This window comes from Nocardioides sp., assembly GCF_047602075.1.
Classification (GTDB): domain Bacteria; phylum Actinomycetota; class Actinomycetes; order Propionibacteriales; family Nocardioidaceae; genus Nocardioides.
In genome coordinates, this window is sequence record NZ_JASGIF010000001.1 from 621,129 (window position 1) to 644,837 (window position 23,709).

Consider the following 23,709-nt stretch of genomic DNA (forward strand, 5'->3'; position numbering starts at 1 on the left):
CGGGTGCTTCTCGCTACGTCGGGGCAGGGCTGTGAAACTGTGATCCCGTGTTAGATTGGAGCCATGCGCAACGTGACGATCTCGGTGCCCGACGACGTCTATCGCAACGCCCGCGTCCGTGCTGCAGAGCAGGGCGTGTCGCTGAGCGCGCTGGTGGCGGACTATCTGCGGCGTCTGTCGGAGGATCGGAGCACAGAGTTCGCCAAGCTGCGGGAGTTGCAGCGCCACGCCACCGAGCAGGTGAGCGGCTTCAGCGCCCGCGACCGCCTCAGCCGGGACGAGGTCCACGACCGTGCCACGGTTCGTTGACACCAACGTCGCGCTGTACTCCATCTCCGACGATCCGACCGAGGCCCCTCAGCGTCGCGTAGCGCAGGCTCTCTTCGACGCAACGGACCTCGTCGTGTCGACCCAGGTGCTGAGCGAGTTCTATGTGCAGGCCACTCGGCCGCCACGTTCGGCACCGCTCACGCATGACCAAGCCGTCCAGATCATCGTCTCCCTGACCCGCTACCCGGTTCAGCCGGTGACTCTCGACGTCGTGGTGTCGGCGCTGACGACCAAGGAGCGGTTCCAGATCTCGCACTGGGACGCACTCATCATCGAAGCCGCACGAGCTGCCGGATGTCACGAGGTGTTGTCGGAGGACCTGTCGTCCGACCAGGACTACGGTGGCGTGGTCGTCCGCAACCCCTTCGTAGGTCAGTGAGGCGGCGCCTCCCCGTTCTCGTGAGCCCGACGCCAGGCCGGGCCGTGCGCGAGGTGCAGCGCGTCGGCCGGCCGAGCGCCTTCGGACGCCGTGCGTGCCTTCGGCCAGGGCAGCGACCCAGCGGGCGTGCGCAGGATCGCCCGCCGGAGCAGGAGCGCCGAGTCGTCGGCGATGGCACGGAAGTTGGGCTCGTAGCCGAACACGGTCACGCTGCCGTCACCTGCCCGCTCGACGGTCTGCAGCGCCGTGCCGGCGAGGGTGTCGGTCTTGACACCGAAGCCGGAGACGAACATGTCGTCAGGGAAGGCGCCGAGCACGCGTGCGTTCCCGACGGGCTCGAGGACCAGGTTGTAGTCGCTGTCCCACTCGATCGTGGTCGTCCCGCGAGGCGTCAGGGTGCGCATCAGAGCGCCCGGTGACTCCGCCTCCGGCGTGCTCATGCCCACCTGGGAGATGCCGAGGCGCGCGGCGAGCAGAGAGCCCTCCTGCCAGCCGATGTAGCGCCCGCCGTGCTCGACCCACTCGGTCAGCGCGGTCCGACCGGCCGGCCCGAGGCGGTGGTAGACCGGTCGCGCATCGACGTTGCCGACGACGATCACGTCGAACTTGCGCATCCGCGCGGGCGTGATGTCCTTGGGCTGGAGCACCGTGTAGGGGAGCCGCCAGTCCTGAGCCAGCCGCCACTTGAGCCAGCCGGCGTTCTGGTAGTCGTTCCAGGTGTGCTTGAACTGGTCGAGCACCGCGATCCGCGGCCGGCTTGCGGGCGGGCGGATGCCCCCCGGCTTGTGGAGAGACGGCACCCGCACCGTCGGGGCGGTGACCGGATGCCCGGTGGAGCCGCCGTCGACACCGGCGAGCTGGGGCAGACTCCAGCCGCTGACGTCGTAGAAGTACGGGAACGGCACGTAGGTGTCCTCGTTGAGCGCCGCCTGCACCCAGTGCTTCTGCGCTTGCGCGAGGCTGACCCAGTACGTCCCTGCCGGCAGCGCGGTGCGAGCCGGCGCCTCGCCGTACGCCCTGAAGTCGTCGACCACCGTGCGCCGCTTCAACTGCCTCACCTCGACCCGGGCGTCTTGGAGCCGCTTCACGACCAGCCGGGTCTCTCGCGAGTTGCCGAGCAGGAAGTAGCCGCAGACCTTGCGCTTGGGCACCCGCAGCAGCAGGTCGCTGCCGGGGTTGTAGACCCGATTCGGCTCGAGCTTGCAGCGCTCACCTTGCGCCTCGGCCTGGACGAACGTGTGGCGCCAGGTCCGGAGCACCTTCGTGTGATGGCTGGCGCCGGCGAACAAGCTTGACAGTCCGGTGGTGTAGTGGTGGCGCACCTTGACCGGGTACGGCGACGCGTCGCCCTGCTCGAAGGTCATCCCGACCGCGCCCATCTGGGTGGTCGGCACCGTGTCGCCGTACACCTGGGCGAAGAAGTCATACCCCGACTGCCAGGTCTCGTAGCGCCAGTCGTGCGCGTCGAACGCCCGGGAGTTCGCCGGGCCGTAGAGCTTCTCGATCTCCTGGTAGAGCCCGTCAGGGGTCTCGTGGTAGATCGGGTCGGCGTCCGGTGGGAAGAAGTAGCCGCGGCCGCTGTTCTCGTGCTCGTCGACGAAGAGCTGGGGTGGGTACTTCCAGAGCAGCTTGAGCCGGCCGGCGATCTCCGGCTGAGTAGCGATCAGCCCGTCGCGGTTCATGTCGAAGGCGTTGGCGTTGTTGCGGGTGTCGTGCGCGCGACCGTCCGGGTTCTGCACCGGGATCAGGCCGACCACTGCGTTCTTGCGGATCGTGCGGCCCACACAGTCGGACCGGTCGGCGATCTCGTGCAGCAGCTTGACGACGGCGTCGGCACCGGACGGCTCGTTGCCGTGGACGTTGGCGGCGACCCAGAGGATGGTGGGGGTACGGCGGGTCAGTGCCCTCGCCTGCTGAGCAGGTGTCGCTGGGTCGCGAAGCCGGGCGAGGTTGCGCTGGATCTTCGGCAGTCTGTGGAGTGCGCCGGGCGTGCCGACGAGGGCATAGCGCAGCGGGCGACCCTGGACGGAGGTTGCGTAAACCCCGGTCCTGATCCGGCGGCTGGCCCGGTCGGCGGCCTGCCAGTAGCGACCGATCTCCTGGTTGGTGGCCTGCCGCTTCCCGAAGTGGTAGCCGAGCACCTTGGTCGGGCTCGGCACGTCCCCCGCGAAGCGTGGCTTGGTCGTGATCGGATCGCACTTCGCGGCTGCCGCTTTGGGCGGACCGGTCGACGGGCCAGCCGCCGCCGTGGTGGTGGGGGAGAGCGCGATCAGACTGGCGGCCGTCAGTCCGGCAGTGAGTGCGGCGGTCACTCCGCGAAGGGCTCGATGCATGCTCGGAGGATAGGGCAGTTCACTCCTGGTGGCACTAGTGGCAGTGGCCCGTAGCGGGCAGATCCGGGCCGGGGCCAGTCGTCGTGTGGGCGTCGTGGACGACCTGTCCGGCGACGATGGTGAGGTCGGCGCGCTGGTCGAGTAGGCCGGCGGGCTCGTCGGCGAAGCGGTAGAGGTCGTCGGACCAGACGACCAGGTCGGCGTCCGCGCCGACCCGCAGGGAGCCCAACCGGTCCTCGGCGTGCCAGGCCCAGGCGCCCTCGCGGGTGTAGCCGGTGATCGCCTGGTCCAAGGTGAGCCGCTCGGCGGGGGTCCAGGCGTCGGCGCCGGTCAGGCGGGCGCGGGTGAGAGCGACGTACATCCCGACCAGCGGATCCATCTCACCGACCTGCCAATCACTGGACAAGGCCACGTGGGCACCCGACTCCGTCAGCGAGCGGAGTCGCCAGGCACGATCCCAGCGGGACTCGCCGACGTTGTCCATCCAGGTGCCGGCGACCAGATCGGGCGAGGCATGCCGGGGCTGCATGGCAGCGGTGACGCCGAGCGCGGCGAAGCGGGGTAGGTCGTCGGGGTGCAGACACTCGACGTGGACGATGCCGTGACGCATGTCGGTGGTGCCGTTGGCCTGGGCGGCGTGCTCGACGGCGTCGAGCGCGAGTCGGATGCCGCCGTCGCCGGTGGCATGGGTGTGGATCTGCAGCCCGAGCCGGTCGAGCTCGGCGACGACGCGCGACAGCTCGCCGAGCGCTGCGCTTGGGTGACCGCGGTGGCCGGGACGGTTGGCGTAGTCGTCGAGCATCCAGGCCGTGTGCGGCTCGATGACGTCGTCGGCGTAGAGCTTCACCGGGCCGAGTCGCAGCCGGTCGTCCTGTCGCGTCTGGTCCACGGCGGCGCGTAGATCACGGCGGAACGCCGCGTCGGCATCGATCGGGTGGAAGAGCGCGGCGATCACCCGGGACCGCAGGCCCTCCTCGTCGCGGAGCTCCTCCAGCAGGTGCAGCTCGGCGAGCGGCACCTGCGGCTCGACCGCGGTGGTGATGCCGACTGCCGCAGCCATCTGCAGGCTCGAGCGCAGCCGCCGGGCGCGCCGCTCGGGGGAGTAGAGCGGGATGTCGCGCTGCAGCCCGGCCAGCCCCGCCGTGGTCATCGCGCTGGTGTAGAAGTCGGTGATCCACCCGGTCGGCTCGTCCGCGGCGTCCCGCTCGGGGTTGCCCCAGGCGATCTCGCCGCCGTCGGTGATGCCGAGCGCCCGCAGCGCGGCGTCGTTGAGCCACACCGAGTGTTGGTCGTAGGTCGTGATGAAGATCGGGCGGTCGGTCAGCCCGGCCAGGTCGGCTGCGTTGGGCCGTCGACCCTCGACGACGGAGTAGACCGCGTTCTCGGCGCAGATCCAGGGCAGGTCCGGACGCCGGGCGACCAGGCCGGCGATCCGCTCCCTCACGGTGCCCAGGTCTTCGGCACCTTCCAGGCTCACCGCGTCGGGGTCGAAGCCGAGCAGCAGATGGTTGTGGCTGTCGATCACCCCGGCGGTCACCAACCGTCCGTCGAGGTCGACCACCCGCTCCGCGGCCGGCGCCTCCGCGGCCGGGCCCAGGTAGGCGATCCGCCCGTCGCTGATCCCGATCGCCTCGGCGAAGGCCTCCGGAGTGCCGAACGTGGCGGGCGTGCGCACGGGCCCCCCGGTGAGCAGAAGATCGAGCGGCACAGCGCCTCCAGAGTTCTTTCACGGACGTGTCAAACAATTCGCTCAGAGTGACGGAGGACACCGGATAGAGTCAAGAGTCGTGGGCAGGCCGAATCGTCAGGAGGAGCGTCGAATCGCGCTCATCCAGGCTGCCCAGAGCGCGGTCCTGGAGCACGGGCTGATCGCCCTCAGCCTCACCGACGTCGCCAAGCAGGCCGGCCTGACCCGGGGCGCGCTGCTCTACTACTTCGACGACCTCGACGCCCTCCTGGTGGAGACTCACCGGGCCGGGATCCAGCGCTTCTGCGACGATCGCGACGCGCGTCTCGCCGATGTCGCCAGCCCGGCCGACCAGCTGGCTCTGGCGATCGATATCGGACTTCCGAGTGGTCCGGACGATGCCCTGATGCGGCTGCTCTACGAGTTCGACTTCCTGGCCGGCCACTCGGAGCTGCACGCCGACCTGGTGCAGCAGATGTACCTCCGTCAGCTCGCCACCTACCGCGGCGTGCTCGGCGCCGGCGTCGCGACGGGGGAGTTCGCGCCCACCATCGCGCCCGACGAGCTCGCGATGGACCTGGTCGCCCTCGAGGACGCCTACAGCCTGCACATCGTCGCCGGGAACACCCACCTCGACGTGCCGACAGCAGCCCGCGCGATGCGCTCCGTCGCCGCCGGTCTGGGCTGTCCACCTGGCTAGGGCCCGGGTCCAGGCTTAGGCCCCTGACCCGGGGAAGGGTGTCAGGTTGCTGCGGAGCTGTCGGTTGGCCATCGGGCAGCGGGAGAGCTGGGCAGCAACTGGGCAGCGACGCCGGGTGGCCGCTCCTACGCGGTGAGGCGGCCGGTGGTTCCGGATTGTCAGCCGGGTTGCTGGCTGCCCTGGGGTCACAACCGACAGGGCTCCTACGCGGAGAGGCGGCTGGCGGTGCGGCTCGTCGGCCGGGTTGCTGGCCTCGGTGGTCACTCCGGTCACCGTGTTCACGAGGTATGTCGATAGGCCTGCACTTACCTCGGTGAACGACGCACGGTAAGTGCAGGGATCTCTAGTTACCTTGTGAAAGCAGCAACCCGTGTGACTGCCGGGAACCAGGCGTGTGGCGAGCTCCGGGGATGGCTCACCGATTGGCCGCAAACTGCATCCCAGATCGCGGTTTGGTTGCCGTTTGGGCCCAAACCGCAACCCCACGACCCACCGGAGCCCGTCCCCCGCGCCCTTATGGGGCCCCACACCCATCTCCCGCGGGTCTATGTGAGTGCGCGGTTGTAGGGACTGAGTGTCAGGTAGACCGGGCACTCAGCACCCATAGGGGCGCACGAGACGCCACAACCCCGCAGCAAACGCCCACCCGAGGAGGCGGCGACCAGCGACTCGGCCGAGACCGAGGAGCACCTCCATCGAGAGCTCGGTCTGCGGCACCTGGTCTTCATGGGCCTGGTCTTCATGGCGCCGCTGGCCGTCTTCGACACCTTCGGCATCGTCGCCGAGGCCACCGAGGGGCATGTGCCGCTGGCCTACCTGGCGATCCTGGTGGCGGTGGTGTTCACGGCGTTCTGCTACTCCCGGATGGTGCCGGTGCTGCCGTTCGCCGGGTCGGCGTATACCTATGCCCGCCGCACGATCCACCCCGCTGCGGGCTTCCTCGTGGGCTGGACGGCGACGCTCGACTACCTCTTCTTGCCGATGATCAACGCGCTGCTGTCGAGCATCTACATGTCGGTGCCGTTCCCGAACGTGCCGGCCTGGGTGTGGATCGGTTCCACCGTCATCGTCACGACGGCGATGAATCTGGTCGGCGTCAAGGTCGCCGCCAAACGCCAACCTCCTGCTGGTCGGTGCCCAGGTGGTCGCCTCACTGGCCTTCCTCTTCTTCTTGGTGCGCAATACCATCGAAGGCACCAACGGCGCCGACTTCGACCTGGCGCCGCTCCAGTTGGGTGACACCGGCCTTGGCGCCCTGCTGTCGGGCGCTTCGATCCCGGCGTTGTCGTTCCTCGGTTTCGACGCGGTGACCACCCTGGCCGAGGAGGCCAAGCCCGCCGAGCGGGACATCCCGCGCGCGATCTTCATCATCGTGTTCAGCGCTGGCGCCTTCTTCGTCTCCATCACGATGGCGATGCAGCTGCTCTTCCCCGACGTGACCAAGCTGGACGACGTGGTGTCCGCGTCACCGGAGTCCCCGCCTTCAGCGTGCTCGTCGTCGGCGCGCTGGTCAACCTCACGACGAGACTCACGAAAATTGCCCGCGAAACGCGTTCCGTGCCTCACGTAGGAATGCCCGCGAAACGGTGAGCGTGGACGGGCATGGGGAGTGGGTTGTCGATGCAGTCTCGTGCCGAGATCACCAGCAAGTACGCGAAGGCCTACAAGCAGGCCATGAAGAAAGAAAAGGGCCAGATTCTCGACGAGGTGGTCGCGGTGACGGGCTGGTCGCGTGACAACGCCCGTCGTCGCTTGAGCGCGGCAGCGAGCCGGCCGCCAGGAGCAGGCCGGGCGGTGGCCAGGAAGCCGCGTAAGCGGCGGGCCGATAAGTTCTCCTACGACGCCCGGGTCGTGCTCCAGAAGGTCTGGGCTGCCTCGGGTGGGCAGTGTGGGAAGTACCTCGCGGCGTCGATGAGGATCCAGCTCGACGCCCTGGAACGCCACGGCGAGCTCGTCGACGGCACCGACCGCTACAGCCCGTCGGTACGCGCCGAGCTACTGGCGATGTCCGCGGCCTCGATCGACCGCTACCTCAAGCCCGCCAAGGCCAAGGACGCCATCGGCGGGGCCTCGACGACCAAACCCTCACCGCTGCTGCGGTCCTCGATCAAGATCCGCAAGGCCGGCGATGAGGTCGAGGCCGAACCGGGGTTCTTCGAGGGTGACACCGTGGCGCACTGCGGGCCGTCGTTGAAGGGCGAGTTCGCCCGGACTCTGAACCTCACCGACGTGCACACCGGGTGGACCTTCACCCGTTCGGTGCGCAACAACGCCCACACCCACATCCTGGGAGCGTTGACGGCCGGCGTTGAGGAGATCCCGTTCGAGGTGGTCGGCCTGGACTTCGACAACGGCAGCGAGTTCCTCAACCACGCAGTCATCAACTGGGCCGCTGAGCGAGAGATCTTCTTCACCAGGTCCAGGCCCTACAAGAAGAACGACCAAGCCACCATCGAGTCCAAGAACAACCACCTGGTCCGCAAGTACGGCTTCTACTACCGCTACGACACCACCGAGGAACGCGTCGTGCTGAACCGGCTATGGCAGCTGATCAACGACCGGCTCAACTACCTCACCCCCACCATCAAGCCCGTCGACTACACCTCGACCCGCGACGGGCGCCGCCGCCGCGTCTACGACAAGCCCGCCACCCCACTGGACCGGCTCCTAGCCGCCGGTGTCCTCTCCCCGACACAAGCCACCGAGCTGACCACCTACCGCGAGACTCTCAACCCCGCCGCCCTCGGCCGCGAGATCGCCGACCTGCAAGCAGTCCTATTGAAACTGGCCAAACACAAGACCGAGCAGCTCTACCTCGCCAGCTTCCCCACAGCCCTACCCGACGTCCGCAAAGGCGTCCGGATCAAGGCCGCCGGCTGACCCCCCGTTTCGCGGGCAAATCCCTCGTGAGGCATGGTCAACCTTTCGCGGGCACCTTGACATGAGGCATCACGCCTCAGCCTGCTCGCCAGCTTGGATGCCCAGGCGCTCGTCGTCGGCACCACCTGGCTGGTGATCGGGGTCATCGCGCTGCTCGCGATGACCCGGGGCTTCTCCAAGCCGCTGCCGAAGATCGACCTCGCCGCCGCTGACGAGTAGGCACCGCTGACGAGTAGGCTTCACCGACTTCTCACACACCGATGGGCGCGGGTTCGCGGCAGTCGCGGGTCGTGCGCCTACAGTAGACGAGGTGACCTGGCTGGCCATCGCGTTCGCGCTCGCCAGCGCCTTCTCTGCCGGGCTGTCCACCTCGGTCCAACATCACGCTGCCGAGAACGCTCCCCGGGGTGGGGGCGTGGTGGGCCTGCTGAGGCATCTGGCCGGTCGTCCGTGGTGGCTGTTCGGCCAGGCGCTCGGTCTGGTGACGGTGGTCTTCCATGCCGCGGCGCTGCACTTCGGGCCGCTGGCGCTGGTGCAACCGATCGTGATCAGCGGCATCGTCTTCGCGGTGCCGATCCGGGCCGCGATCTCGCGGCAGCTGCCGCCGCGCGCCGAGGTCGGCTGGGTGGCGCTCACCGCTGTGGGACTGGCGATCTTCCTGGTGGCCTCCGACCCGAGTGAGAGCACCATCGCCGGCCGCACCACGGTGCAGGTCGCGATGACTGCGGCGACCGCGCTGGTCGCCTATGTGCTGCTGGCGGCGTCGAAGCGCATCCACGACGGCCAGCGCAGAGCGTTCGTGCTGGGGATCGCCGCGGGCCTGCTGTTCGGCCTGGTTGCCGTCACCTTGAAGATCGCCGTCCACGAGCTCGCCGCCGGTGGCGTCGTCGGTGCGCTGACGTCCTGGTCGACCTGGGCACTGGTCGTGGTCGGCGTGAGCGGTGTCGCCACGAACCAGTTCGCCTACCACAGCGCCCGCCTCTCGGCGTCGATGCCGGTGCTCAACATCGTCGACGTGCTGGTGGCCCTCGGCTTCGGCTACATCGTCTTCGAGGAGGTGCCACGACACACGCCGTGGGCCATCGCCGCGATGCTGGTCGCGATGGTCGCCGTGGCGATCGGCCTCTGGCAGCTGGCCATCTTCGAGGAGGAGCACCAGGAGGCCGAGCTGGAAGCCAGCGCGACCACAGACGGCCGGTGATGCCGGCATTCTGTGCCAGTTCGCTGCGGCGTTCTAACGTGCCGAGTTCGACCTGCATCGACGCCGTCAGACACCTCCGAACTGACCGCCCGAACCGGTCCACACCGTTCTGGGGACGACGTCCGTCGACGGTGTTGTTCGCGCCATTGACAGCCGCCGCCAGCGGTGAGATGGTCAAAGTAGACTCGCGGTCCGCCTAAGGTTTGAGAGTCATAGGAAGGAGTCGAAATGCGTACGCGAATGGCTTTCCTGTCAGCGGTGCTGGGTCTCATCGCGATTGCCGGATCTCCTGCTCTTGCTGTGGCCGTGTCGCCGGACGGTGGGGGAAAGGCTTGGGGTGTAGGAGATGACACATTCAAGGTGAAGGACCTTTCCCCAGACGGTGATTATGTGTACGGCAACTGGGCTGGCACGACCAACAATCGACTGGAGAACCACAGTGGTGCTGGCACGACAGTCTCCAAGGGCGTCTCGCATGTAGGGTCTTATCGCGCGTGTACGAATCACACGCTCGCGCCTGATTCGTGTAGTGTCTGGACATCCTGATTCGTGTGGTGTCTGGAGATGAGTCCTCTCTGGATCTAGATGGCGCGTTGCCATCCGCTCCATTCGAACAGGATGTCTCGCCCGAGTTGCTCGCCCTTTCCGTTAATGACTTGTCGGTCAGGTTCGGGGTTCACTGCGTCCTAGACGGCATCAGCCTCCGAGTGAATCTGGGGGAGTCTGTCGCGGTGGTGGGCCGGAGTGGTTCCGGCAAGAGCACCCTACTGTCGTGCATTCTCGGCCTTCTCCGCCCCGAGTCGGGGTCCATCGAAGTGTGTGGCGAGAAGGTCGATCCTCGTCGCGGACGAGCAATGGCTCGTCTCAGGCGCGAGAGAATCGGAGTGGTTTTTCAGAGCGATGAGTTGATCCCCGAATTGTCTCCGATTGACAATGTCGTTCTTGCCGGGCTTCTTGGCGGTCTGCCACGCGCACAAGCCCATGATCGGTCCGTGCAGTTGCTCAAGGGTCTGCACGTTTCGCCCTCTGAGGATCGGATTGTGGGTCTGTTCTCCGGTGGTGAGCAACAACGGGTCGCCGTGGCCCGGGCCCTCGTCAACCATCCGTCCTTGCTGCTCGCAGACGAGCCGACGGCCTCGCTCGATCGCGAGACCCGCGATGAGGTGTGCGCGTTGTTGCGAGAGTTGCCGACTAGTTTCGAGTGCGCGATGGTGCTCGTGAGCCATGATCACGTTGTCGCGGGATCGTGCGACCGGATCTATCGGCTCGAAAACGCCCGACTGCAAGCCTTGCCCGCCGGTGGCCCGAAGTGACGGCTGATCTGACCCGGATGCTCCTTGAGTTAGGGCGAATGGGCGGGGGCCGGCATAGGAGGCAGCGAACGATCGCGTTGACAGTGGCATCGCTGGTCGTGATGGCAGGAGTCCTGGCGGTTTCCTTGTCGCTGGGTTTGGACTCTGACCGGCAGGCACGGATGGAATCACTGCTTCCGGTCAAGGCCACGGCCCGCGACAAGGCGCGCGTTCTGTATCACCTGAGCCTGCAGTCGGTACGCGATGAGCATGGGATCGAGCAGGGCGTGGTCGTGGTGTGGCTGTCGCCGCTGACCACGAGAGCCCCGCTGCCGCCTGGCGTCTCTAGGTGGCCATTGCCTGGCGAGGCGGTGGTCTCGCCTGCGGTTGAGCGCGCCCTGCAAGGTGGAAATGAAGATCTATTCGGACCGGTTGCGGGCGTCATCGCAACTGAGGGCCTCGAGGTGCCTGGTGAACGCAGGGTGTACGTACGCCCCACCGAGCGAGCGCTGCGCGGCGCGAGCATGATGCGAATCAGCGGCTTCGGCGTCGGTGGACAGCCAAGCTTTTGGGGATTCCCGACCCTCAATGAGCACCCAAGATGGCAGCTGTGGGCTGCCCCGGCCTTTCTCGTCGTCCTCCCCGGGCTCGTTGCTTTAGGGATCTCCGGTGCCATCGGTGCCGAGCGTCGCCGGCACCGAGCGCGCCAACTGGTCGCGATCGGGGCCGCGCGGAGACATCTCGCGGTGATCGAGGTCAGGGCGGCTCTCCCCGGAGTGGCAGCAGGTGCATTTCTCGGTATCGGGGGCCTGTTGGTGTTGGGAGTGGTCAATGTTCGGGTCCCGTGGCTCGACGCGGAGTTCAACGCCGCTCAAGTGCGCGGGCACTGGGTGACAGGTCTGCTGGCAGCCGCAATCACGTTTATCGCCGCAACTGTCGTCGTGTGCTTTCCGGGCCTGCGTTTCGCAGGGCGTGGCGGCCAACGCGCACCGGTCGGCGCTGCCCTCGCGCCGCCCCTAGTCCGAGCCATCGTCTGCATCGCCGCCTGCGCGGCTGCCATCTGGCTGGTGCCGTTCGTCTCAAGTCAGCCTGGGCGAGTCCTTGCCTACCACGGCTTCGTGCTGACAGTCATCGTGACCGTGGCGGGTCTGGTGACTGTGCTCCTGGTCGGGCTCGGCGATCGGGTGCACGCGTGGGGCCAGCGGTTCGGTGCAGCTGGTGCCATCGTCGGTGGACGACGGCTGCAACTCATGACCACCCGCACAGCCAGACTGACCGCAGGCGTGGCAGTCGTCATCCTCACCTTCGGTCAGGTTCAACTCGACGTAGGCCTGCAGACCGCCATCTACCGCCAGGCAGTCGCCGGACGCGATACCTTCGGCGACACCGTCGTCCAGGCGGGTCGACTCGCCAACACCTCAGGAACCAAGCAGTTCATCGCACGACTTCCAGCCAATGCCGCGCCGGTTTGGACATGGGACGGCGTGGACGAGAGAGGTGGGGCTAGCGATGCCCCGATCCGCTACCGCATCTCCGGGAGCTGTCAAGACCTGGGGGCAGTCGGGCTCAGGTGCGGCACGACCGTCGGGGTTGCCGAGTTCTCGACCAAGCCACTGGCTGCGTTGCGTGCCGGCGCCGGCATCCCTGCCAACGCGGAAGTTCGAGTGCTTCGCACCACAGCGGCCGAGGAGTTGCGGCATGGCCGGGCCACGCTCAACCTGGTGTCGACGACCGGACGCGACCTGCCCGTCCAGGAGTTGCAGGCATCTGCCAACCACCTGGTCGTGGGTGGACTTGGGCTCGCCTCGGTCGGAGAGACCTGGATTGCCGCGGGAACGGTGCCCCTCATGAACCAGCGTTGGATCAGCCTGTGGGCGCTGTGGGGGCTGCTGGGTCTTGTCGCTGTCACCGCTATCGTGCTGGCGACTGATACCCGCGACTCGGCCAGATCGACCGCTCCTTTGGCTGCGCTCACCGACCGCCGCGGTTGGCTGGCGGGGCTGAGTGGACTGGTGGTGGCAGTGCCGCTAGTCGTTGCAGCGGCCGTCGCGGCCCTGATCTACCTGGCGACCCCCAGCGGGATCAACGCAATGTCCAACACCCCGACCTACTACAGGCCGTCCACGGGATTCGCACTCGGCGCGGTCCTGGTGTGCCTCTTGCTCGGAGGGATCATGAGCCTGGTGAACTTCCGTGCCTCGGCCCGGGCCGGCCAGGCCTGGAGCCCGGGCTCGAAGGCATCGCTCTGATCAATGCGATCCCCGCAGGCTGCGGACCAGCCGCGCTGATAGGGTCGAGGCGCTCGAACATCCTTTAACGATCCGTCCCGTGAGGCGGAGAAGGAGGTCGGCGTGCCAGTGCATGCCCCAGCACTGCTCGTCCTCGAAGACGGGCGCACCTTCACCGGTGATTCCTTCGGTGCCTCCGGCACCACCTTCGGCGAAGCGGTCTTCTCTACCGGCATGACCGGCTATCAGGAGACGTTGACCGATCCCAGCTATCACCGCCAGGTCGTGGTGATGACGGCGCCCCATGTCGGCAACACCGGCTGGAACGACGAGGACGACGAGTCCCAGCGGATCTGGGTTGCCGGTTACGTGGTCCGCGACCCGGCCCGGATCCCCTCCAACTGGCGCGCCCGGCGCAGCCTCGACGACGAGTTGCAGGCTCAGGGCGTGGTCGGGATCAGCGGCATCGACACTCGCGCGCTGACCCGGCACCTGCGTGAGCGCGGTGCGATGCGGGTCGGCATCTCCACCGAGCACGACGCCGAGGCGCTGCTGGAGCGGGTGCGGGCGTCGGCAGAGATGACCGGCGCCGACCTGTCCGCCGCGGTGTCGACCGACGAGGCGTACGTCGTTCCGGCTGCTGCCGACTCCGGCGAGCAGCCGGCTTTCCGCGTGGTCGCCCTCGACCTGGGCATCAAGTCCAACACGCCACGGATGCTCGCTCAGCGCGGCGTCGAGACACACGTGCTCCCGGCGTCGGCCACTCTGGACGACGTGCTCGAGCTGGCGCCGGACGGGCTGTTCTGTTCCAACGGCCCCGGCGACCCCGCCACTGCCGACCTGACCACGCTCAGCGGTGCGCTGGAGCGCGGGCTGCCCTACTTCGGGATCTGCTTCGGCAACCAGCTCTTCGGCCGAGCGCTGGGACTGGGCACCTACAAGTTGAAATACGGTCACCGCGGCATCAACCAGCCGGTGATCGACCGCACCACCGGCAAGGTCGAGGTCACCTCGCACAACCACGGCTTCGCCGTCGCCTGGCCCGACGGTGTCGGTCTCGACGAGCCGGTCGACACTGCGTACGGCGTTGCCCGGGTCTCGCACGTCTGTCTCAACGACGACGTCATCGAGGGCCTGGAGCTGCGTAACTCAGACGGACGGCTGCGGGCCTTCTCCGTGCAGTACCACCCCGAGGCGGCGGCCGGTCCGCACGACGCGGCGTACCTCTTCGACCGGTTCTGCGACCTGATGAGCGCTAGTCGGAGCGCCGAGCGGGGGGAGGCCTGATGCCCAAGCGCACCGATATCTCCAGCGTCCTGGTGATCGGCTCCGGCCCGATCGTGATCGGACAGGCCTGCGAGTTCGACTACTCCGGCACCCAGGCCTGCCGGGTGCTCCGCTCGGAGGGCATCCGGGTCGTGCTGGTCAACTCCAACCCGGCGACGATCATGACCGACCCGGAGTTCGCCGACGCGACCTACGTCGAGCCGATCACGCCGGAGTTCGTCGAGAAGGTCATCGAGGCCGAGTCGAACGCCGGCCACCCGATCGACGCGCTGCTCGCGACGCTCGGTGGCCAGACCGCGCTCAACACCGCGATGGCGCTGGCCGAGCGCGGCGTGCTCGACAAGTACGGCGTCGAGCTGATCGGTGCCTCGATCGAGGCGATCGAGCGAGGGGAGAACCGGGAATCGTTCAAGCGCATCGTCACCGACCTCGGCGGCGAGGTGGCGCGCAGTGTCATCTGCAACGCCGCCGACGCCCCGACCGGCACGCCCAAGCAGGAGTTGGAGCGGATCGCGCTCGACCGCGCCCTCGCCGGCGCCCGTGAGCTGGGCTTCCCGGTCGTGGTCCGGCCGTCGTTCACGATGGGTGGCTCCGGCTCGGGCATGGCCTACGACGAGGACGACCTGCGCAAGATCGCCGGCTCCGGCCTGGCCGCCAGCCCGACCACCGAGGTGCTCTTGGAGGAGTCGATCCTCGGCTGGAAGGAGTACGAGCTGGAGGTGATGCGCGACCAGGCCGACAACGTTGTCATCGTCTGCTCGATCGAGAACCTCGACCCGATGGGCGTGCACACCGGCGACTCCATCACCGTGGCGCCGGCCATGACGCTCACCGACCGCGAATACCAACACCTCCGCGACCTCTCCATCGGCATCATCCGGGCGGTCGGCGTCGACACCGGCGGCTGCAACATCCAGTTCGCGGTCAACCCCGAGAACGGCCGGGTCATCGTCATCGAGATGAACCCCCGCGTCTCGCGCTCCTCTGCCCTGGCCTCGAAGGCGACCGGCTTCCCGATCGCCAAGATCGCGGCGAAGGTCGCCATCGGCTACACCCTCGACGAGATCCCCAACGACATCACCGCGCGCGAGGATGGCCAGAGCACGCCGGCGTCCTTCGAACCCACCCTGGACTACGTCGTGGTGAAGGTGCCGCGGTTCGCCTTCGAGAAGTTCCCCGGCGCCGACCCGACGCTGACCACGCACATGAAGTCGGTCGGCGAGGCGATGGCCATCGGCCGCAACTTGACCGAGGCGCTGCAGAAGGCGCTTCGGTCCCTGGAGAACCGCGACGCACCCTTCGACTGGAGCCACCGCTACGTCGAGCTGGACAAGGCCGACCTCCTGGAGCGGATCAGGACGCCGTTCGACGGGCGGCTGCGGTTCGTGATGGACGCGATCCGGGCTGAAGCGACCCCCCGAGAGATCCATGACGCGACCGGCATCGACCCATGGTTCGTCGACCAGCTGTGCCTGATCAACGACATCGCCCAGGAGATCATCGACGCCCCCGAGCTCACCCCCGAGCTGCTCGGCCTGGCCAAGCGGCACGGCTTCTCCGACGTGCAGCTCGGCAAGCTGCGCAACATGCCAGAAGCGGTCGTCCGCGGCGTCCGGCACGCGTTGGGTGTCCGACCGGTCTACAAGACGGTCGACACCTGCGCCGCGGAGTTCGCCGCGCGGACGCCGTACCACTACTCCTCCTACGACGAGGAGACGGAGGTCGAGCCGCGCGAGCGGCCCGCGGTGGTCATCCTCGGCTCCGGGCCGAACCGGATCGGCCAGGGCATCGAGTTCGACTACTCCTGCGTGCACGCCTCGCTCGCGCTGTCGGCACGCGGCTACGAGACGGTGATGGTCAACTGCAACCCGGAGACCGTGTCGACCGACTACGACACCTCCGACCGGCTCTACTTCGAGCCGCTCACCCTCGAGGACGTCCTCGAAATCGTGCACGCCGAGCAGCAGGCCGGTCCGGTGGCCGGCGTCATCTGCCAGCTCGGTGGACAGACCCCGCTCGGGCTGGCGCAGGGGCTGGAGGACGCCGGCGTCCCGATCGTCGGGACCACCCCCGAAGCGATCCACCTCGCCGAGGAGCGTGGGGCGTTCGGCCGAGTGCTCGCCGAGGCCGGCCTGCCCGCCCCGAAGCACGGATTGGCGTCGTCCTTCGCCGAGGCGCAGCGGATCGCCGCCGAGATCGGCTATCCCGTGCTGGTGCGGCCGTCGTACGTCCTCGGTGGCCGCGGCATGGAGATCGTCTACGACGACGGCGCCCTGCACGGCTACATCGAGCGGGCCACCCAGGTGTCTTTGGAGCATCCGGTCCTGGTCGACCGGTTCGTCGACGACGCGGTCGAGATCGACGTGGACGCCCTCTACGACGGCGACGATCTCTACCTCGGCGGCGTGATGGAGCACATCGAGGAGGCCGGCATCCACTCCGGCGACTCCGCCTGCGCGCTGCCGCCGATCACCCTCGGCGCCGCCGAGATCGACCGCATCCGGACCGCCACCGAGGCGATCGCCCGCGGGGTCGGCGTGCGCGGGCTGCTGAACATCCAGTTCGCCCTCGGCTCCGACGTGCTCTACGTCTTGGAGGCGAACCCGCGGGCCTCGCGCACCGTGCCATTCGTGTCGAAGGCCACCGGGGTTCCGCTGGCCAAGGCCGCCGCCCGCGTGATGATGGGTGAGCGGATCGCCGACCTGCGCGCCGAAGGGGTGCTCCGGGCCGACGGCGACGGCGGTGACCCGCCGGCCTCGGCGCCGATCGCGGTCAAGGAGGCCGTGATGCCGTTCAACCGGTTCCGCACCCCCGACGGCAAGACGGTCGACACGGTGCTCGGCCCGGAGATGCGGTCGACCGGGGAGGTGATGGGCTTCGACGCGATGTTCGGCACCGCGTTCGCGAAATCGCAGACCGCGGCCTACGGGTCTTTGCCGACGCGTGGCCGGGTGTTCGTCTCGATGGCCAACCGGGACAAGCGGACGATGATCTTCCCGGTCAAGCGGCTCGCCGACCTCGGCTTCGAGGTGCTGGCGACCCAGGGCACGGCAGAGGTGCTCCGCCGCAACGGCATCGCCGCGACCGTGGTGCGCAAGCACTTCGAGGGGGTGGGTCCGGCGGGGGAGCCGACCACGATCGAGCTGATCGCGTCGGGGGAGGTCAACCTGATCGTGAACACCCCGCACGGATCCGGGGGCGGCGGGCAGGGCGCCGGAGGGTCGGTGCGCGTCGACGGCTACGAGATCAGGACCGCGGCGGTGATGAACAACGTCCCCTGCATCACCACGGTGCAGGGGCTGGGTGCCGCCGTGCAGGGCATCGAGGCGATGATCGCCGGCAGCCTGCCGGTCCGCTCGCTGCAGGACTGGGCGGCGCTCGTCGCCCCCGCCGATGCCGCTCCACCCGGTGAGGACGCCATCGCGTCAGGTCGTCCGGGCGACCAGAGCCTATGACGTCCGACGGAGGCCGCGGGGTGGCCTACCAGCTGGTCTTCGACCGCTTGTTCACCCGACTGGACCCAGAGGCCGCCCACGAGCGGGCCTTCCGGGCGATCCGGGCGGCGCGACCGATGACCGCGCGGGTCGTCGCGCCCGGCGCGCGGGCCCGGGACGAAGCGGAGCCGGTGCGGGCGCTCGGACTGACCTTCCCGAATGCCCTGGGCCTGGCGGCGGGCTTCGACAAGAACGCCGTCGGCATCGACGCACTGGCCGGCCTCGGGTTCGGACACGTCGAGGTGGGCACCGTCACCGGCGAGCCGCAGCCGGGCAACCCGCAGCCGCGGCTGTTCCGGCTGCCGGCCGATCGGGCGATCGTGAATCGGATGGGCTTCAACAACGACGGCGCCGAAGCAGTGGCACGTCGGCTCGCGGCCCGGAGCATGCGTCGCGCAGGTCGCGCCCCGACGGGGCCGGTGCTCGGGGTCAACATCGGCAAGACCAAAGTGGTCCCGGAGGACGACGCTACCGCCGTCGAGGCGGACTACGCCAAGAGCACGACCCTGTTGGCGCCGTTCGCCGACTACCTGGTGGTCAACGTCTCCTCACCCAACACCCCCGGCCTGCGGAACCTCCAGGCCGTCGACCGGCTGGAACCGCTGCTCACCTCGGTGCGCGCCACAGCCGACCGGGTGACCGGTGACTGCCGCGTGCCGCTGCTGGTCAAGATCGCACCGGACCTGGCCGACGACGACGTGCTAGCGGTTGCCGACCTGGCCCTGGCGATCGGGCTGGACGGAATCATCGCCACCAACACGACCATCGCCCGCGACGGCTTGACGACTCCGGCGGGCGAGGTGGCCGAGCTCGGCGCTGGCGGGCTGTCCGGAGCCCCGCTCGCGACCCGGTCGCTGGAGGTGCTCCACCTGCTCGCCGCCCGAGTGGACGGGCGACTGACGCTGGTGTCGGTCGGTGGGATCTCCTCGGCGGCGGACGCTCGCGAGCGGCTCGCGGCCGGCGCGAGCCTGGTGCAGGCCTACACCGGATTCATCTACGGCGGCCCGCTCTGGCCGCGCCGGGTGGCGCACGGGCTAGACGACAGGGAGGACGAGGAGCGATGACGACCTTCGGAGCGCGGCTGCGGGCCGCGATGGACCAACGTGGACCACTGTGCGCGGGCATCGACCCGCACAGCACGCTGCTGCACGAGTGGGGACTTGAGGACACCGTGGCGGGCCTCGAGCGCTTCGCGTTGGGGGCGGTGGCGGGCCTGGCGCCGCACGTCTGCGTGGTCAAGCCACAGAGCGCGTTCTACGAGAGGTTCGGCAGCCGCGGCGTCGCCGTCCTCGAGCGGGTGATCGCCGAGTCGCGGGCCGCCGGTGCGTTGGTCCTGCTCGACGTGAAGCGCGGTGACATCGGCTCGACCAGTCAGGCCTATGCCGACGCCTACCTCGACCCGGCGTCCCCGATCGCCGCCGATGCGATCACGGTCAGCCCCTACCTCGGCTTCGGCTCCCTGGATCCGTTCGTGGAGACCGCGCGCAAGCACGGTGCCGGAGTCTTCGTGCTAGCGCTGACCTCCAACAAGGAGGGGCCCGAGGTGCAGCACGCGGTCACGGAGGACGGCCGCACCGTCGGCGGCACCATGCTCGACCACCTGCGACGCCTGAACGCCGACGAGCAACCCCTCGGCTCCTTCGGCGCGGTCGTCGGCGCCACCATCGCCGACGTGGGCGAGTCCTTCGACATCAACGGCCCACTGCTCGCTCCTGGGTACGGCGCCCAAGGCGGCACCGCCGCCGACCTCCGCCGGATCTTCAAGACGGCCGCCCACAACGTGCTCCCGAGCTCGAGCCGGGAGCTGCTCCGCCACGGCCCCGACCCCGCAGCCCTCGCCGACGCTGCCCGGCGCACCAACGCCGAGCTCGCCTAGCGACCCACCCGATTGCCGCCCCGGAGACCGTCGCACTAGGGTGGCCGGGTCAGCCAGCACCACGAAGACGGAGAAGCCTGTGGCCCTGCCCCCGCTCACCCCTGAGCAGCGTCAAGCGGCACTGGAGAAGGCGGCGGCCTCCCGTCGCGAGCGGGCGGAGGTGAAGAACCGGCTGAAGAACTCCGGGGCTTCGATCTCCGAGGTGATCGCCGAGGGCCAGCACAACGAGGTGGTCGGCAAGATGCGGGTGCTGGACCTGCTCCAGTCGATGCCGGGCCTAGGCAAGGTGCGTGCCCGACAGACCATGGAGCGCCTCGGCATCGCCGAGAGCCGCCGCGTGCGTGGGCTGGGCACGAAGCAGATCGCCGCATTGGAGCGCGAGTTCGGCGACCAGTGAGCGAGTCCAGGCTGGTCGTCCTGGCCGGTCCGACAGCGGTCGGCAAAGGCACCGTCGCGGCCGACGTACGCACGCATCACCCCGAGGTCTTCTTGTCGGTGTCGGTCACCACTCGGTCACCGCGACCGGGCGAGGCGGACGGCACCCACTACTGGTTCGTCTCCGACGAGGAGTTCGACGCGATGGTGGCGCGCGCCGAGCTGCTCGAGTGGGCGGTGGTGCACGGAGCGGCGAAGTACGGCACCCCCCGGGGCCCGGTCGAGCAGGCCCTGGCCGAGGGGCGGCCGGCCCTCCTCGAGATCGACCTGCAGGGCGCCCGGCAGGTCCGAGAGACGATGCCGGACGCGTTGTTCGTCTTCTTGGCCCCGCCGTCGTGGGAGGAGTTGGTCCGCCGGCTGGTCGGCCGAGGCACCGAGGGCAGCGCGGAGCGTGATCGCAGGCTGCAGACGGCAGTCGAGGAGCTGGCCGCCGAGCGCGAGTTCGACGTGACGATCGTCAATCACGAAGTTCACGCTGCGGCCGAGGAGTTGGTAACCTTGATGACTGCGCCCGCGCCCACCCGGCCGGACGAATCCACCGACCTTCTGTGAGGCAATTTCCTTGTCTGGCCCGATCCCTGCCGCCGAGGGCGTCACGAACCCCCCGATCGACGAGCTGCTGACCAAGACCGACAGCAAGTACAAGCTGGTGCTGTTCTCCGCCAAGCGGGCACGCCAGATCAACGCCTACTACTCCCAGCTGGGCGAGGGCCTGCTGGAGTACGTCGGCCCGCTGGTCGACACCCACGTCCAGGAGAAGCCGCTGTCGATCGCTCTCCGGGAGATCAACGACGACCTGCTCAACTGCGAGGACGTCGACCCGGCCACGCTGGCCGCCGAGGAGGAGGCCCGCAGTCAGGCCGCTCTCGACGCCGGCTTCGAGGTGTCGGACCCGTTCGCCCCGGGCGAGTGATCCTCGCCTGACCGGTCTCGCCCGGTCGACCACCTGCCGATGAGCCAGCCGCCGACGAGCCAAGCCACCTCGACTCCGCTGTCCTCAGCGGAGTCGAAGCCGCATGTCGTGTTGGGCGTGGCCGCTGGCATCGCCGCATACAAGTCCTGCGAGCTGCTGCGCCGCTTCACCGAGTCCGGCCATGACGTGACCGTGGTGCCCACCGCGGCAGCCTTGGAGTTCGTCGGGACGGCGACCTGGTCGGCGCTCTCGGGCAAACCGGTGTCCACCGACGTGTGGTCGGACGTGCATCAGGTGCGGCATGTGCGGATCGGGCAGACCGCCGACCTGGTCGTGGTGGCACCCGCGACGGCCGACCTGCTCGCGAAGGCGGCCCACGGGCTGGCCGACGACCTGCTGACGAACACCCTGCTGACCGCACGCTGCCCGGTGGTGTTCGCGCCCGCGATGCACACCGAGATGTGGGAGCACCCCGCCACCGTCGCCAACGTCGCGACCCTGCGTGCCCGCGGTGCGCTGGTGGTCGAGCCCGCCGAAGGCCGGCTGACCGGCGCCGACTCCGGCAAGGGCAGGTTGCCGGAGCCCGAGGAGATCTTCGAACTGTGTCGCGACGTGCTGGTCCGCGGGGTCTCGGCGCCCGATCTGGCCGGCCGGCACGTGGTTGTCTCGGCCGGCGGCACGAGGGAGTACCTCGACCCGGTCCGCTTCCTCGGCAACCGCTCGTCCGGCCTGCAGGGCTATGCGTTGGCCAGAGTAGCCGCCGCCCGCGGCGCCGAGGTGACCCTGATCGCCGCCAACGTAGCGCTGCCCGACCCGGCAGGAGTGAAGGTGGTCTCGGTCGAGACGACCGAGGAGCTGCGCGACGCCGTGATGGCAGCCGCGGCCTCGGCCGACGCGGTGGTGATGGCGGCGGCCCCGGCCGACTTCCGTCCGCTTGCCGTCAGCGAAGCCAAGATCAAGCGCGCCACCGATGGGACGGCCCCGGACATCGCGCTGACCCAGAACCCCGACATCTTGAAGAGCCTGGCCGCCGATCGCGCCCACCCTGGCCAGGTCGTCGTAGGTTTCGCTGCGGAGACGGGCGACGCCACCGGGTCGGTGCTCGAGCTCGGTCGGGCGAAGCTGGCCCGGAAAGGATGCGACCTGCTGGTCGTCAACGACGTCTCCGGTGGTGCCGTCTTCGGCGAGCCGGACAACCAGGCCGTGATCTTGGACACCGATGGTGGCGCCGTCGAGGTCCCCCGGGGCAGCAAGAGTGCGGTCGCGCAGGTCATCTGGGACCAGGTGGCCACGCGGCTGGAATGAACTGGCAGGAGCCCAGCCGCCCCGCAACGGGGATGGCAGGCCGAGACGGCGCCGCGGCGCCGGTCGACCCAGGTAGTCTTCGAGCGTCGTGAGCAGCAAGGAGTGGAGCAACGTGGCCGGACGACTTTTTACCTCTGAGTCGGTGACCGAGGGACATCCTGACAAGATCGCGGACCAGATCAGCGACGCCGTTCTCGACTATCTCATCGAGCACGACCCACGGAGCCGGGTGGCCGTCGAGACGCTGTTGACCACCGGCCTGGTCGTGGTGGCGGGCGAAGTGACCACGGAGGCCTATGCCCCGGTCGCACAGCTGGTCCGCGAGACCATCTTGGAGATCGGCTACGACTCCTCGACCAAGGGCTTCGACGGCGCCTCGTGCGGCGTGCAGGTGGCCATCGGCGCACAGTCCCCGGACATCGCCCAGGGCGTCGACGACGCCTACGAGGAGCGCCACGACCGCTCCGCCGATGCGCTGGACCGGCAAGGTGCGGGCGACCAGGGCCTGATGTTCGGCTACGCCTGCGACGACACTCCCGAGTTGATGCCGCTGCCGATCACCATCGCCCAGCGGCTCTCCCAGCGGCTGAGCGAGGTCCGCAAGGACGGCACCATGCCCTACCTGCGGCCCGACGGGAAGACCCAGGTCACCATCGAGTACGACGAGCAGAACCGTCCCGTCCGCATCGACACCGTCGTGGTCTCCACGCAGCACGCCGACGACGTCGACCTGGAGAACACCCTCGGTCCCGACGTGAGGAAGCACATCGTCGACCCGATCCTCACCGACGTCGAGATCCCCTCCGACGACTACCGCCTGTTGGTGAACCCCACCGGGCGGTTCGTCGTCGGCGGCCCGATGGGCGACGCCGGGGTGACCGGCCGCAAGATCATCATCGACACCTACGGCGGCATGGCCCGCCACGGTGGCGGTGCCTTCTCCGGCAAGGACCCCTCGAAGGTGGACCGGTCGGCCGCCTATGCGATGCGCTGGGTCGCCAAGAACGTCGTGGCCGCCGGGCTGGCACGTCGTTGCGAGGCCCAGGTCGCCTACGCCATCGGCACCGCCCACCCCGTCGGCGTCTTCATCGAGACCTTCGGCACCGGTGTGGTCCCCGATGCGCAGATCCAAGAGGCCGTGTTGGAGGTCTTCGACCTGCGACCCGCGGCGATCATCCGCGACCTCGACCTGCTCCGGCCGATCTATGCCAAGACGGCAGCCTACGGACACTTCGGCCGTGAGTTGCCGGAGTTCACCTGGGAGCGCACCGACCGCGCCGCCGCGCTCCGCGCTGCGATCGGCTGACCCACGAGCCACGGCCTCCCGCCCGTCTCCTCGCTGATCGAGGAGATGTCGAGGGCGGCTGAT

21 protein-coding genes are annotated in these 23,709 nt (G+C 68.7%); 19 read left to right on the top strand and 2 right to left on the bottom strand.

Annotated features, from left to right (window positions below; all coding sequences use genetic code 11):
• Window positions 1-63: 63 nt before the first annotated feature.
• Entirely contained in the window at window positions 64-309 is a 246-nt protein-coding gene (locus tag QM714_RS03265; RefSeq protein WP_415097524.1) for a DUF6364 family protein, read from the top strand.
• Window positions 293-709 carry a PIN domain-containing protein gene (locus QM714_RS03270; protein WP_415097526.1) on the top strand — a complete coding sequence of 139 codons (417 nt, stop codon included), beginning with the start codon at window positions 293-295 and terminating at the stop codon, window positions 707-709. The genes QM714_RS03265 and QM714_RS03270 overlap by 17 nt, the downstream gene beginning before the upstream one ends.
• On the opposite strand, the gene QM714_RS03275 is transcribed toward QM714_RS03270, so the two are convergent.
• Together QM714_RS03275 and QM714_RS03280 are read right to left on the bottom strand one after the other, a co-directional pair.
• Complete coding sequence (locus QM714_RS03275) at window positions 703-3,042, bottom strand: M14 family zinc carboxypeptidase (protein ID WP_415097528.1); 2,340 nt, start codon at window positions 3,040-3,042, stop codon at window positions 703-705. The two genes, QM714_RS03270 and QM714_RS03275, sit on opposite strands and share 7 nt — an antisense overlap.
• Window positions 3,043-3,076: 34 nt before the next feature.
• Window positions 3,077-4,750 (bottom strand): amidohydrolase, encoded by a 1,674-nt coding sequence (locus QM714_RS03280; RefSeq protein WP_415097530.1) that lies wholly within the window; start codon window positions 4,748-4,750, stop codon window positions 3,077-3,079.
• 79 nt (window positions 4,751-4,829) lie between these two features.
• Here QM714_RS03280 and QM714_RS03285 point away from each other — a divergent pair, with 79 nt between their 5' ends.
• The 17 genes from QM714_RS03285 to metK all read left to right on the top strand — a co-directional run bounded on the left by QM714_RS03285 (window position 4,830) and on the right by metK (window position 23,646).
• Window positions 4,830-5,429, top strand: a complete 600-nt coding sequence (locus tag QM714_RS03285) for a TetR/AcrR family transcriptional regulator (RefSeq protein ID WP_415097532.1) — start codon at window positions 4,830-4,832, stop codon at window positions 5,427-5,429.
• A 726-nt stretch (window positions 5,430-6,155) separates the two neighbouring features.
• Entirely contained in the window at window positions 6,156-6,668 is a 513-nt protein-coding gene (locus QM714_RS03290; protein ID WP_415097534.1) for an APC family permease, read from the top strand.
• Entirely contained in the window at window positions 6,604-6,999 is a 396-nt protein-coding gene (locus tag QM714_RS03295) for an amino acid permease (RefSeq protein ID WP_415097536.1), read from the top strand. The genes QM714_RS03290 and QM714_RS03295 overlap by 65 nt, the downstream gene beginning before the upstream one ends.
• 50 nt (window positions 7,000-7,049) lie before the next feature.
• On the top strand, window positions 7,050-8,309 hold the full coding sequence (locus QM714_RS03300; protein ID WP_415097538.1) for a DDE-type integrase/transposase/recombinase: 1,260 nt from the start codon (window positions 7,050-7,052) through the stop codon (window positions 8,307-8,309).
• 93 nt (window positions 8,310-8,402) lie between these two features.
• Complete coding sequence (locus tag QM714_RS03305) at window positions 8,403-8,528, top strand: hypothetical protein (protein WP_415097540.1); 126 nt, start codon at window positions 8,403-8,405, stop codon at window positions 8,526-8,528.
• A gap of 91 nt (window positions 8,529-8,619) precedes the next feature.
• Window positions 8,620-9,510 (top strand): DMT family transporter, encoded by an 891-nt coding sequence (locus QM714_RS03310; protein ID WP_415097542.1) that lies wholly within the window; start codon window positions 8,620-8,622, stop codon window positions 9,508-9,510.
• 554 nt (window positions 9,511-10,064) lie between these two features.
• A complete protein-coding gene (locus tag QM714_RS03315) occupies window positions 10,065-10,823 on the top strand; it encodes an ABC transporter ATP-binding protein (RefSeq protein ID WP_415097544.1) in 759 nt (252 codons plus the stop codon).
• Window positions 10,824-11,548: 725 nt separating this feature from the next.
• Window positions 11,549-13,051, top strand: coding sequence for a hypothetical protein (locus QM714_RS03320; protein ID WP_415097546.1), 1,503 nt, complete (start codon window positions 11,549-11,551; stop codon window positions 13,049-13,051).
• A gap of 102 nt (window positions 13,052-13,153) precedes the next feature.
• Entirely contained in the window at window positions 13,154-14,317 is a 1,164-nt protein-coding gene (gene carA, locus QM714_RS03325; protein ID WP_415097548.1) for a glutamine-hydrolyzing carbamoyl-phosphate synthase small subunit, read from the top strand.
• Window positions 14,317-17,772 carry a carbamoyl-phosphate synthase large subunit gene (gene carB, locus QM714_RS03330; protein ID WP_415097550.1) on the top strand — a complete coding sequence of 1,152 codons (3,456 nt, stop codon included), beginning with the start codon at window positions 14,317-14,319 and terminating at the stop codon, window positions 17,770-17,772. Before carA ends, carB begins: the two co-directional genes overlap by 1 nt.
• Window positions 17,769-18,875: a quinone-dependent dihydroorotate dehydrogenase gene (locus QM714_RS03335; protein ID WP_415097552.1), complete on the top strand. Its 1,107-nt coding sequence runs from the start codon at window positions 17,769-17,771 to the stop codon at window positions 18,873-18,875. Before carB ends, QM714_RS03335 begins: the two co-directional genes overlap by 4 nt.
• Complete coding sequence (gene pyrF, locus QM714_RS03340; RefSeq protein WP_415097554.1) at window positions 18,872-19,687, top strand: orotidine-5'-phosphate decarboxylase; 816 nt, start codon at window positions 18,872-18,874, stop codon at window positions 19,685-19,687. Before QM714_RS03335 ends, pyrF begins: the two co-directional genes overlap by 4 nt.
• 79 nt (window positions 19,688-19,766) lie before the next feature.
• Entirely contained in the window at window positions 19,767-20,084 is a 318-nt protein-coding gene (gene mihF / locus QM714_RS03345) for an integration host factor, actinobacterial type (RefSeq protein WP_415097556.1), read from the top strand.
• A complete protein-coding gene (gene gmk, locus QM714_RS03350; RefSeq protein WP_415097558.1) occupies window positions 20,081-20,674 on the top strand; it encodes a guanylate kinase in 594 nt (197 codons plus the stop codon). The genes mihF and gmk overlap by 4 nt, the downstream gene beginning before the upstream one ends.
• Window positions 20,675-20,684: 10 nt before the next feature.
• Entirely contained in the window at window positions 20,685-21,035 is a 351-nt protein-coding gene (rpoZ, locus tag QM714_RS03355; protein WP_415097560.1) for a DNA-directed RNA polymerase subunit omega, read from the top strand.
• Between the two features lie 39 nt (window positions 21,036-21,074).
• A complete protein-coding gene (coaBC, locus tag QM714_RS03360; RefSeq protein WP_415097562.1) occupies window positions 21,075-22,340 on the top strand; it encodes a bifunctional phosphopantothenoylcysteine decarboxylase/phosphopantothenate--cysteine ligase CoaBC in 1,266 nt (421 codons plus the stop codon).
• A 112-nt stretch (window positions 22,341-22,452) separates the two neighbouring features.
• Window positions 22,453-23,646 carry a methionine adenosyltransferase gene (gene metK / locus QM714_RS03365; RefSeq protein WP_415100957.1) on the top strand — a complete coding sequence of 398 codons (1,194 nt, stop codon included), beginning with the start codon at window positions 22,453-22,455 and terminating at the stop codon, window positions 23,644-23,646.
• The last annotated feature ends 63 nt before the right edge of the window (window positions 23,647-23,709 follow it).